At 58.5% G+C, this 11446-nt stretch carries 10 protein-coding genes; 2 read left to right on the forward strand and 8 right to left on the reverse strand.

What is annotated here, in order from left to right; translation table 11 throughout:
* Positions 1–35: 35 nt before the first annotated feature.
* The 8 genes from rseP to rpsB all read right to left on the reverse strand — a co-directional run bounded on the left by rseP (position 36) and on the right by rpsB (position 7503).
* Positions 36–1388: a sigma E protease regulator RseP gene (gene rseP / locus QZR14_RS05100; RefSeq protein WP_250603097.1), complete on the reverse strand. Its 1353-nt coding sequence runs from the start codon at positions 1386–1388 to the stop codon at positions 36–38.
* 54 nt (positions 1389–1442) lie between these two features.
* The gene (ispC, locus tag QZR14_RS05105; RefSeq protein ID WP_311996038.1) at positions 1443–2633 is read right to left on the reverse strand and encodes a 1-deoxy-D-xylulose-5-phosphate reductoisomerase; all 1191 of its coding nucleotides are present in this window, start codon (positions 2631–2633) and stop codon (positions 1443–1445) included.
* The gene (locus tag QZR14_RS05110) at positions 2630–3436 is read right to left on the reverse strand and encodes a phosphatidate cytidylyltransferase (protein ID WP_311996039.1); all 807 of its coding nucleotides are present in this window, start codon (positions 3434–3436) and stop codon (positions 2630–2632) included. Before QZR14_RS05110 ends, ispC begins: the two co-directional genes overlap by 4 nt.
* On the reverse strand, positions 3436–4191 hold the full coding sequence (gene uppS / locus QZR14_RS05115) for a polyprenyl diphosphate synthase (protein ID WP_250603091.1): 756 nt from the start codon (positions 4189–4191) through the stop codon (positions 3436–3438). Before uppS ends, QZR14_RS05110 begins: the two co-directional genes overlap by 1 nt.
* 14 nt (positions 4192–4205) lie before the next feature.
* Positions 4206–4763 carry a ribosome recycling factor gene (frr, locus tag QZR14_RS05120; RefSeq protein ID WP_047291868.1) on the reverse strand — a complete coding sequence of 186 codons (558 nt, stop codon included), beginning with the start codon at positions 4761–4763 and terminating at the stop codon, positions 4206–4208.
* Positions 4760–5503, reverse strand: a complete 744-nt coding sequence (gene pyrH, locus QZR14_RS05125; RefSeq protein WP_003222124.1) for a UMP kinase — start codon at positions 5501–5503, stop codon at positions 4760–4762. Before pyrH ends, frr begins: the two co-directional genes overlap by 4 nt.
* Before the next feature lie 208 nt (positions 5504–5711).
* The gene (tsf, locus tag QZR14_RS05130) at positions 5712–6575 is read right to left on the reverse strand and encodes a translation elongation factor Ts (RefSeq protein ID WP_250603088.1); all 864 of its coding nucleotides are present in this window, start codon (positions 6573–6575) and stop codon (positions 5712–5714) included.
* Positions 6576–6765: 190 nt separating this feature from the next.
* Positions 6766–7503 carry a 30S ribosomal protein S2 gene (rpsB, locus tag QZR14_RS05135; protein ID WP_003222119.1) on the reverse strand — a complete coding sequence of 246 codons (738 nt, stop codon included), beginning with the start codon at positions 7501–7503 and terminating at the stop codon, positions 6766–6768.
* A 373-nt stretch (positions 7504–7876) separates the two neighbouring features.
* Between rpsB and map the strand changes: the two genes are divergently transcribed.
* Both map and QZR14_RS05145 read left to right on the forward strand, forming a co-directional pair.
* A complete protein-coding gene (map, locus tag QZR14_RS05140) occupies positions 7877–8659 on the forward strand; it encodes a type I methionyl aminopeptidase (protein ID WP_250603086.1) in 783 nt (260 codons plus the stop codon).
* Between the two features lie 41 nt (positions 8660–8700).
* On the forward strand, positions 8701–11403 hold the full coding sequence (locus tag QZR14_RS05145) for a [protein-PII] uridylyltransferase (RefSeq protein WP_250603084.1): 2703 nt from the start codon (positions 8701–8703) through the stop codon (positions 11401–11403).
* Positions 11404–11446 lie beyond the last annotated feature (43 nt).

An 11446-nucleotide genomic window follows, 5' to 3' on the forward strand; every position in this document is an offset into this window, starting at 1 on the left:
CGCAAAATGCGGCAGATTCGCAATTCAGCGAAGCGTTACAGACGACCCAGATCGTTGACCAGAGCAAGCAACATCACCCCGACCACCAAACTGATACCGATCTGTATCCCCCAACCTTGCACCCGATCCGACAAGGGACGACCACGCGCCCACTCGATCAGATAAAACAACAAATGCCCCCCATCCAGTACAGGAATGGGCAGCAAATTCAGAACGCCCAGGCTAATACTCAGATAAGCAAGGAAATTCAGGAAATCAGCGACGCCCGACTGGGCAGAAGCGCCCGCCACTTTAGCAATGGTTATCGGTCCACTCAAGTTTTTTACCGAGAGCTCGCCGAACAGCATTTTCTTCAGTGAATCGAGCGTCAGAATGCTCATGGTCCAAGTGCGACGGGCACCCTCGCCAATTGCAGCCAGCGGCCCATAACTGACCTCGCGAATCATCTCCGGTGGCCAGTCGACAGCTTTTACGCCAGCCCCCAGATATCCGCTTGGCGTCTTGCTTTCGCCACGCGCTGCCAGGGTCACAGGGACGTCGATTTGAGCATTGTCGCGCTCGACGCGCAGCATGATTTTGGTATCAGGACGCGTACGGACCGTATCAACGACCTGCTGCCAGTCATTCAGCGCCTGACCGTCGAGCGCCAACAGACGATCGCCAGTCTTCAGGCCGGCCGCCTGGGCCGGACCTTTCGGATCCAGTTCGGCAAGTACCGGCGGCAGGGCCGGGCGCCACGGACGAATCCCCAGGGAGCGGATCGGGTCCGGCTCATCTGCGCCTTTGAGCCAGTTATCCAGCTTCAGCTCACGCGGCGAATCGACAGTCGTACCTTGCTCACGCACCAGCAGCTGCAAAGAACCGCTTTCGCCAAGGCGCCGGACCAATTGCAAATTGACGGCTGCCCAACCGGTAGTCGGCTCCCCATCTATAGAAACGATTTCCTGGCCTGAGCTCAAACCGGCACTGGCCGCGATACTGCCGGATTCAACCGCACCGATGACCGGACGCACCTGCTCGCTGCCGAGCATGGCCAACACCCAGAAGAACACCAACGCCAAGAGGAAGTTGGCAATGGGACCTGCAGCGACAATGGCGATACGCTGACGCACGGTTTTGCGGTTGAACGACTGATCAAGCTGATCGACTGGAACTTCGCCTTCGCGCTCATCGAGCATCTTGACGTAGCCACCCAACGGTATCGCCGCGATGACAAACTCAGTGCCTTGCTTGTCATGCCAGCGCAGCAACGGCATGCCGAAGCCTACGGAAAATCGCAGAACCTTGACGCCACAGCGACGCGCGACCCAGAAGTGGCCGAATTCGTGAAAGGTGACCAGCACACCCAAGGCGATCAGGGTGCCGGCAATCATATAGAGCGCGCTCATCTACTTTCTCCGCAATCCTGTTCAGTGCCGCGTGTAGCCATTGTGTTGCAAATTTTATCGATCGTGACGCTTCAACCATTGCTCGGCCAGGATTCGTGCCTTGGCGTCTGCCGTAAACACGGCTTCGAGATCGGCCATCGCAACAACCGGTTCGAGGTTCAAGACTTCCTCGATGATACTCGCGATTTCCAGATAACGGACCCGTCCATCGAGAAACGCTGCCACCGCGACTTCATTGGCCGCATTGAGCATTGCCGGAGCACTGTCGCCCGCCTCGGCAGCTTGCCGCGCCAGACGCAGGCAAGGGAAGCGCTGTTCATCCGGCGCCTCGAAGTCCAGACGCGCGATGGCGAACAGATCCAGCGGTGCTACACCGGAATCAATACGCTCCGGCCAGGCCAGGGCATTGGCAATCGGTGTACGCATATCGGGATTGCCCAACTGCGCCAGCACCGAACCGTCGACATAATCGACCAGCGAGTGAATCACGCTCTGCGGATGAATCACCACCTCGACCTGGGAAGGCTTTGCATCGAACAACCAACAAGCCTCGATCAGCTCGAGCCCTTTATTCATCATGCTGGCCGAATCGACCGAAATCTTGCGCCCCATGGACCAGTTCGGGTGCGCACATGCCTGATCAGGTGAAACATGCGCCAATTCACTCATGGGCGTCTGTCGGAACGGGCCGCCAGAGGCTGTGAGCAAAATCCGACGGACGCCGACGGAGCTCAATCCACGGGCAAAATCCTGTGGCATGCACTGGAAAATCGCGTTGTGTTCGCTGTCGATCGGCAGTAACACCGAACCACTCTTGCGCACCGCCTGCATGAACAAGGCGCCGGACATCACCAGCGCCTCTTTATTGGCCAGAAGAATTTTCTTGCCCGCTTCGACAGCGGCCAGGGTCGGACGCAGCCCTGCCGCACCAACGATTGCCGCCATCACCGCATCGACTTCCGGAGCAGCAGCAACCTGACACAGGCCCTCCTCCCCCACCAGCACGCGAGTCGGCAAACCGGCGGCACGCAAATCATCCTGCAAGCCGCGCGCGGCAGCCGCCTCAGGCACCACAGCAAATTGCGGCACGTGGCGCACGCACAGGGTGAAAAGCTCGCTCAGACGCGTGAAACCACTCAACGCGAAGACCTGATAACGCTCAGGATGACGAGCAATGACATCCAGCGTGCTCAGGCCGATCGAGCCCGTCGCACCCAGAACGGTAATCTGTTGTGGCCGACTCACGGTGCAGCCATCCACAGCAGTACGGCGAACACTGGAATGGCTGCGGTCAGACTGTCGATACGGTCAAGCACACCACCATGACCCGGCAGCAGATTACTGCTGTCCTTGATGCCGGACTGACGCTTGAACATGCTTTCGGTCAGGTCGCCAACAACAGAAATGAACACGATCAGCGCGGCGCCAATCAAGCCTTTAAGCAGCTCGGCGACGGTCCAGTCACGCACCAGGCCGACAATCGCGGTGATCAGCAGACTCAGTGCCAGACCACCGTAGACACCTTCCCAGCTTTTGCCCGGGCTGACTTGCGGGGCCAGCTTGCGCTTGCCGAATCTGCGTCCGGAGAAGTAAGCACCGATATCGGCACCCCAGACCAACACCATCACCGCCATGATCAGCCAGTTACCCAGCGGGTATTGCTTGATCTGCACCAGGCCTTGCCAGGCAGGCAACAGAATCAGCAGGCCAATGACCAGTTTGGTGGCGGCCGTGGACCAACGCTCGCTGGAGCGCGGATACGTCAGCACCAGATAGGTCGCCACCGCCCACCAGAGCACCGAAGCCCCCAGCACCCACGGCGCCAGGCCGGGCAGTACATACATGACGAACAACATCAATGCGACGACCGCGGCATAACCGACGCGGAACGATTGAGCGGTAAAGCCTGCCAGACGCGCCCATTCCCAGGCGCCCAAACTCACGACCATGCCGATGAACAGGGCAAAACCCGAACCTTCGAGCAAGAAGAAACCGCACAAGGCGATCGGCAGCAGGATCAGCGCAGTGATGATTCGTTGTTTAAGCATTAAACCCGGGCTCCAGCTTCGACCTGTTCGCTCGTTTTACCGAAGCGACGCTGGCGCGAAGCGAAATCGGCCAGCGCATTGCGCATGGCATCGTGTTTGAAGTCCGGCCAGAACAGGTCGGAGAAGTACAACTCGGCGTAAGCCAGTTGCCACAGCAGGAAGTTGCTGATGCGGTGTTCGCCACCGGTACGGATGCACAGGTCCGGCAATGGCAGATCGCCGGTCGCCAGACAGGTTTGCAGCAGATCCGGGGTAATGTCTTCCGGACGCAGGTGCCCGGCCTGGACTTCACGTGCCAGACGCTGGGCAGCCTGTGCAATATCCCACTGACCGCCGTAATTGGCGGCGATTTGCAGGATGAAACGGTTGGCACCCGCCGTCATCGCTTCGGCTTCACGCATTGCTGCCTGAAGTTCCGGATGGAAGCGCGAACGATCGCCAATGATGCGCAGGCTGATGTTGTTCTCGTTGAGGCGCTTGGCCTCACGACGCAATGCCTTGAAGAAAAGATCCATCAAGGCACTGACTTCTTCGGCCGGGCGTTGCCAGTTTTCACTGGAAAACGCGAACAGGGTGAGCACCTCGACCTTGGCCTCGGCGCACACCTCGATGACGGCCCGCACAGCATCCACGCCCGCTTTATGCCCGGCGACACCCGGCATAAAGCGTTTTTTCGCCCAGCGATTGTTGCCATCCATGATGATCGCGACATGGCGCGGCACCGCGGACGGCGCAGTCTGCTTGGTCTTGTCCATTTAAAGCTCGACCCTTATACGGCCATCAGGTCTTTTTCTTTCTCGTCCGTGGCCTTGGTGATCTGGGCCTCGGATTCTTTGGTCAACTTATCGATATCAGCGATGGCACGACGCTCTTCGTCTTCGCTGATTTCCTTGTCCTTGACCAGTTTTTTCAGCTCGCCCAAGGCATCGCGACGAATATTGCGCACGGCAACACGCGCATCTTCAGCTGCGCTGCGGGCCTGCTTGGTGAAGCCTTTACGCGTTTCCTCGGTGAGGGCAGGCATAGGAATCAACAGCAACTCGCCCAGGTTGGTCGGGTTGAGGTTCAGACCGGCGCTCTGGATCGCCTTGTCGACGGCAGCGAGCATGTTGCGCTCGAACGCCACGACCTGCAGGGTGCGCGAGTCTTTTACGGTGACGTTGGCCACACTGCTCAGCGGGGTGTCAGTGCCGTAGTAAGGCACCATGACACTGCCGAGAATGCTCGGGTGAGCCTTACCGGTACGAATCTGGCCGAACGCGTGGTTCAGAGACTCCAGGGATTTCTGCATACGCGCTTGGGCGTCTTTCTTGATTTCGTTGATCATTGTTGGCCTTCCTCGATCAAAGTCCCTTCAGCGCCGCCGTGCACAATGTTCAGCAGGGCACCGGGCTTGTTCATGTTGAATACGCGCAGCGGCATCTTGTGGTCGCGGCACAGGCAAATAGCGGTCAGATCCATCACGCCCAGCTTGCGATCCAGCACTTCATCATAAGTCAGATGATCGAACTTCTCGGCATGCGGGTCTTTGAACGGGTCAGCGGTGTAGACGCCATCGACCTTGGTCGCTTTGAGCACGACGTCGGCATCGATTTCGATTGCACGCAGGCAGGCTGCCGAATCCGTGGTGAAGAACGGATTACCGGTACCGGCGGCGAAAATCACCACGTCCTTGGAGTTCAGGTGACGCATGGCTTTGCGGCGATCATAGTGATCGGTCACGCCAACCATGGAGATGGCCGACATCACGATGGCCGAGATATTGGCACGTTCCAGCGCGTCGCGCATGGCCAGGGCGTTCATCACAGTGGCCAGCATGCCCATGTGGTCACCTGTCACCCGATCCATACCGGCTTTGCTCAAGGCTTCGCCGCGGAACAGGTTGCCACCGCCGATCACCAGACCGACCTGTACGCCGATGCCGACCAGCTGGCCGACTTCCAGCGCCATCCGATCCAGCACTTTTGGATCGATCCCGAACTCTTCCGAGCCCATCAGGGCCTCGCCGCTAAGCTTGAGTAGAATGCGTTTATAGCGAGCCTGATAACCACTGCCCTGCTGAGCCATTGCGAATCTCTCCTGCGGCGTATTAAAAATTCTTTGCGAGCTGTTTACAGCTGGCGTTCACTCTAGCTTGGCGCTGCTTCAGCGCCATCGGAACATGGCTTTGTAAGTCAGTTCCAAGTGGAAACCAATAAAAATTGGCAACCCCATCTGAAAAGAGGCTGCGCGCGTAAGCGGGCAGCCTCTTTCGGGCGACAGTTGAAAAACCGTCTTATTGCTTGGCGGCAGCCAGCTGGGCAGCAACTTCTTCAGCGAAGTTGTCGACCGGCTTCTCGATGCCTTCGCCTACTTTGAAGTAAGTGAAGGAAACGATTTCTGCGCCGGCTTTCTTGGCCAGCTCGCCAACCTTGACTTCAGGGTTCTTGACGAACGCCTGCTCAACCAGGCTTGCTTCTGCCAGGAACTTGCTGATACGGCCCTTGACCATGTTCTCAACAATGTTTTCTGGCTTGCCTTTGATCTTCTCTTCGTTCAGCTGCAGGAACACAGCTTTTTCACGCTCGATCGCTTCATCCGAAACTTGCGAAGGCAGCAGGAACTCAGGGTTGCTTGCAGCTACGTGCATCGCGATGTCTTTGGCCAGCTCGACGTCACCGCCTTTCAGGACAACAGCAACACCGATCTTGTTACCGTGCAGGTAGGTGCCGACAACGTCACCCTCTACGCGGACCAGACGACGGATGTTGACGTTTTCACCAACTTTAGCAACCAGAGCTTCACGAGCCGATTCCTGAGCGGCGATCAGCGGAGCTGCATCGGTCAGGTTCTCGTCGAAGGCTTTTTCTACGCTGGCAGCAACGAAGTTCTTGAAGTCATCTTGCAGGGCCAGGAAGTCGGTCTGCGAGTTGACTTCCAGCAGCACGGCTGCCTTGTCGTTCGATTTGATGGCGATTGCGCCTTCAGCGGCAACGTTGCCCGCTTTCTTGGCAGCCTTGATCGCGCCCGAAGCACGCATGTCATCAATGGCTTTTTCGATGTCGCCGCCAGCCTTTTCCAGGGCTTTCTTGCAGTCCATCATGCCTTCGCCGGTACGCTCGCGCAGTTCTTTGACCAACGCTGCAGTAATTGCTGCCATTTTCAAATTCCTCTTGGATAGGTTTTCAACCATTCCACCCGATCGAACGGGCGTTCAATTCTTCCCGAACCAGCTTGTAGCCGCTGCACGTTACAGATGCTGTAGCTGCGCTGCCGACAAATGGTTTTCGAGGTGGCAAAAAGGGGGCCAAGCCCCCTTTTTGCTTACTGAGTTAACGCCAGGGCGCTAATTACTCAGCTGCAGCCTGAGTTTCTTCAGCTGCGAATTCTACAGTGCCGCCAGCAACATTGTTGCGACCGCGGATTACTGCGTCAGCCATCGAACCCATGTACAGCTGGATAGCGCGGATTGCGTCATCGTTGCCTGGGATGATGTAGTCAACGCCTTCCGGGCTGCTGTTGGTGTCGACAACGCCGATTACCGGGATGCCCAGCTTGTTGGCTTCGGTGATCGCGATGCGCTCGTGGTCAACGTCGATCACGAACAGTGCGTCTGGCAGACCGCCCATGTCCTTGATGCCGCCCAGCGAACGATCCAGCTTTTCCAGGTCACGGGAGCGCATCAGCGCTTCTTTCTTGGTCAGCTTGGCGAAAGTACCGTCTTCGGCTTGAACTTCAAGGTCACGCAGACGCTTGATGGAAGCACGAATGGTTTTGAAGTTGGTCAGCATGCCGCCCAACCAGCGGTGATCGACGTACGGCGAACCGCAACGTGCTGCTTCTTCAGCAACGATCTTGCCAGCGGAACGCTTGGTGCCGACGAACAGAATCTTGTTTTTGCCCTGGGCCAGACGCTCTACGAAAGTCAGAGCTTCGTTGAACATTGGCAGGGTTTTTTCAAGGTTGATAATGTGAATCTTGTTACGCGCGCCGAAAATGTACTTACCCATTTTCGGATTCCAGTAACGGGTTTGGTGACCGAAGTGCACACCGGCCTTCAGCATATCGCGCATATTGACTTGGGACATGATAGTTCCTTGATAAGTCGGGTTTGGCCTCCACGTATCCCAATGACCAACCAGTGGCATAAAGCCAAAAGCACCCAGGTCATCGTGTCGACACGTGTGTGGATTTAAGCTTTTCGGAGCATCCCCGGAAAGCGGCGCATTTTATACCACAGGGTGCGCAGAAACGGAACCCGGAATCTGTATTCGCACCAAGGACATGGGCGCAGCCCCCTTGGAATCGGCCCCGAGCGCACCATTGTATAGAGAGAAGCGATGCACGCGGGCGCTGAATTGCGCCGTGCGTCTGTTAGAATCGCGTTTTTCAGGGTGGCCAATCGAACACCTGCCACCCTATTCGTATCAGCAAGCGCCGCCGAGCGCAGAGAGAGCCTGTATGACCGTCACCCTCAAAACCCCCGAGGACATCGCTGGCATGCGCGTCGCCGGCAAACTGGCCGCCGATGTGCTGGAAATGATTGCCGAACATGTCAAACCGGGCGTCACCACCGATCAACTGAACCAGATCTGCCACGACTACATCGTCAACGTGCAGCAAGCCATCCCTGCCCCACTCAACTACAAGGGCTACCCGAAGTCGATCTGCACCTCGATCAACCACGTGGTCTGCCACGGCATCCCGAACGACAAGCCGCTGAAAAACGGCGATACCCTGAACATCGACGTGACCGTGATCAAGGACGGCTACCACGGCGATACCAGCCGTATGTTCCACGTCGGCGAAGTGCCGGTCTGGGCCGAGCGTCTGTCGCAGATCACCCAGGAATGCATGTACAAGGCGATCGAGATCGTCAAACCCGGCTGCCGCCTCGGCGACATCGGCGAAGTTATCCAGAAGCACGCCGAGAAGAATGGTTTCTCGGTGGTTCGCGAATTCTGCGGCCACGGCATCGGCAAGGTCTTCCACGAAGAACCGCAAATTCTGCACTACGGTCGCGCCGGCACCGGCATGGAACTGAAGGCCGGCATGACTTTCACCATCGAGCCGATGATCAACCAGGGCAAGGCCGACACCAAAGTACTGGGCGACGGCTGGACCGCAATCACCAAGGACCGCAAGCTCTCGGCCCAGTGGGAACACACCCTGCTGGTCACCGACACCGGTTACGAGATCTTTACCCTGCGCGCCGATGACACCATCCCGCGCGTCTCGGCCTGATCCACACAACGTTCCCAGCCTTATAGAAGGAAAGCCAATCGATGCCGCAGGTGGATCCCGAACTCTTCGACCGCGGCCAGTTCCAGGCTGAACTGGCCCTGAAAGCGAGTCCTATCGCGGCGTTCAAGAAGGCGATCCGCCAGGCTCGCGAGGTGCTCGACACGCGTTTTCGCCAGGGTCGCGACATTCGCCGCCTGATCGAAGACCGTGCCTGGTTCGTCGACAACATCCTGCAAAAGGCCTGGGAGCAGTTCAACTGGAGCGAGGACGCCGACATCGCGCTGGTCGCAGTCGGCGGCTACGGTCGCGGTGAGCTGCACCCGTATTCCGACATCGATCTGCTGATCCTGCTGGACAGCGCCGATCACGAAGTTTTCCGCGACTCCATCGAGCGTTTTCTGACACTGCTGTGGGACATTGGCCTGGAAGTCGGTCAGAGCGTGCGCTCGGTCGACGAATGCGCCGAAGAGGCTCGCGCTGACCTCACGGTTGTCACCAACCTGATGGAAAGCCGCACCATTTGCGGCCCCGAGCGTCTGCGCCAGCGCATGCTCGACGTCACCAGCACCGCACACATGTGGCCGGCCAAGGAGTTTTTCCTGGCCAAGCGTGCCGAGCAGAAGGCCCGTCACCACAAGTACAACGACACCGAATACAACCTGGAACCCAACGTCAAAGGCTCGCCCGGCGGCTTGCGGGATATCCAGACGATTCTGTGGGTGGCCCGGCGTCAGTACGGCACCCTGAACCTGCGCGCCCTCGCCGGCGAAGGTTTTCTGGTTGAGAGCGAAAACGCCCTGCTCGCCTCCTCCCAGGAATTCCTCTGGAAAGTGCGATATGCGCTGCACATGCTCGCCGGTCGCTCGGAAGACCGCTTGTTGTTCGATCATCAGCGCACCATCGCCGGCCTGCTCGGTTTTGAAGGCGACGACGCCAAACAGGCCGTCGAAAACTTCATGCAACAGTATTTCCGCGTGGTAATGAGCATCGCCCAGCTCAGCGACCTGATCATTCAGCATTTCGAGGAAGTCATCCTCGCCCCGGAAGACGAAGCGCCGCCGCAGCCGATCAACTCGCGCTTCCAGCTCCACGACGGCTATATCGAGGCGCGCAACGACAACGTGTTTCGCCGCACGCCGTTCGCCATGCTCGAAATATTCGTGCTGATGGCCCAGCAGCCGGAAATCAAAGGCGTGCGCGCCGACACCATTCGATTGCTGCGGGAAAACCGTCACCTGATCGACGACAACTTCCGCAACGATATTCGCAATACCAGCCTGTTCATCGAGCTGTTCAAGTGCAAGATCGGCATCCACCGTAACCTGCGCCGGATGAACCGATACGGCATTCTCGGGCGCTATCTGCCGGAGTTCGGCTTTATCGTCGGGCAAATGCAGCACGACCTGTTCCACATTTATACGGTCGATGCGCACACGCTGAACCTGATCAAGCACCTGCGCAAATTGCAGTACACCCAGGTCTCGGAGAAATTTCCGCTGGCGGCCAAGCTCATGGCCAAACTGCCCAAGCCCGAACTGATCTACATGGCGGGCCTATATCACGACATTGGTAAAGGCCGGCATGGCGATCACTCGGAAATCGGCGCGGTCGATGCCGAGGCGTTCTGCCAGCGTCATCAACTGCCAGTGTGGGACAGTCGCCTGATCGTCTGGCTGGTGCAGAACCATCTGGTGATGTCGACCACCGCCCAGCGCAAGGACTTGTCCGACCCGCAAGTGATCCACGACTTTGCCTTGGCCGTCGGCGACGAAACCCGCCTCGATTACCTCTACGTGCTGACGGTGGCCGACATCAACGCGACCAACCCGACGCTGTGGAATTCGTGGCGCGCCAGCCTGTTGCGCCAGCTCTACACCGAGACCAAGCGCGCCTTGCGCCGTGGCCTGGAAAACCCGGTGGACCGCGAAGAGCAGATCCGCCAGACCCAAAGCGCCGCGCTGGATATTCTGGTGCGTGGCGGCACCGACCCGGACGATGTCGAGCAGTTGTGGGCGCAGTTGGGCGATGACTATTTCCTGCGCCACACCGCCGGCGACGTGGCCTGGCACAGTGATGCGATCCTGCAGCAACCGGTCGATGGCGGGCCGCTCGTGCTGATCAAGGAAACCACCCAGCGCGAGTTCGAGGGCGGCACGCAGATCTTCATCTATGCACCGGACCAGCATGATTTCTTCGCCGTGACCGTGGCCGCGATGGACCAGCTCAACCTGAACATTCACGACGCCCGGGTCATCACCTCGAGCAGCCAGTTCACCCTCGACACCTACATCGTGCTCGACAACGAAGGCGAATCGATCGGCGACAACCCGGCACGGGTCAAGCAGATCCGCGAAGGCCTGACCGAAGCCCTGCGCAACCCGGACGATTACCCGACGATCATCCAGCGCCGCGTGCCGCGTCAGCTCAAGCATTTCGCCTTTGCGCCGCAGGTGACGATTCACAACGATGCGCAGCGTCCGGTGACGGTTCTGGAATTGACCGCCCCGGATCGCCCGGGACTGCTGGCGCGGATCGGCGGGATTTTCCTTGAGTTCGACCTGTCGCTGCAGAACGCCAAGATTGCGACCCTCGGCGAGCGGGTCGAAGACGTGTTCTTCATCACCGACGCCCACAACCAACCGTTGTCCGACCCGTTGCTGTGCAGCCGTTTGCAGGATGCGATCGTTGAGCAACTGAGCGTCAATCAGGAACCCGATATCAAACTGTCGCGCCTCAGTATTTGATGGCGCCCCGGATTCAAATGGCTTTGCGAGAGACCCTGCCCCA

This window comes from Pseudomonas sp. rhizo66 (genome assembly GCF_031931925.1).
Lineage (GTDB): Bacteria > Pseudomonadota > Gammaproteobacteria > Pseudomonadales > Pseudomonadaceae > Aquipseudomonas.

Excerpts from the sequence above, each read along its gene's own strand:
- pyrH (WP_003222124.1), bottom strand. The coding sequence starts at position 5,503 with ATGGCTCAGCAGGGCAGTGGTTATCAGGCTCGCTATAAACGCATTCTA.
- QZR14_RS05145 (WP_250603084.1), top strand. The coding sequence starts at position 8,701 with ATGCCGCAGGTGGATCCCGAACTCTTCGACCGCGGCCAGTTCCAGGCT.
- map (WP_250603086.1), top strand. The coding sequence starts at position 7,877 with ATGACCGTCACCCTCAAAACCCCCGAGGACATCGCTGGCATGCGCGTC.
- uppS (WP_250603091.1), bottom strand. The coding sequence starts at position 4,191 with ATGGACAAGACCAAGCAGACTGCGCCGTCCGCGGTGCCGCGCCATGTC.
- rseP (WP_250603097.1), bottom strand. The coding sequence starts at position 1,388 with ATGAGCGCGCTCTATATGATTGCCGGCACCCTGATCGCCTTGGGTGTG.
- QZR14_RS05110 (WP_311996039.1), bottom strand. The coding sequence starts at position 3,436 with ATGCTTAAACAACGAATCATCACTGCGCTGATCCTGCTGCCGATCGCC.
- tsf (WP_250603088.1), bottom strand. The coding sequence starts at position 6,575 with ATGGCAGCAATTACTGCAGCGTTGGTCAAAGAACTGCGCGAGCGTACC.
- frr (WP_047291868.1), bottom strand. The coding sequence starts at position 4,763 with ATGATCAACGAAATCAAGAAAGACGCCCAAGCGCGTATGCAGAAATCC.
- rpsB (WP_003222119.1), bottom strand. The coding sequence starts at position 7,503 with ATGTCCCAAGTCAATATGCGCGATATGCTGAAGGCCGGTGTGCACTTC.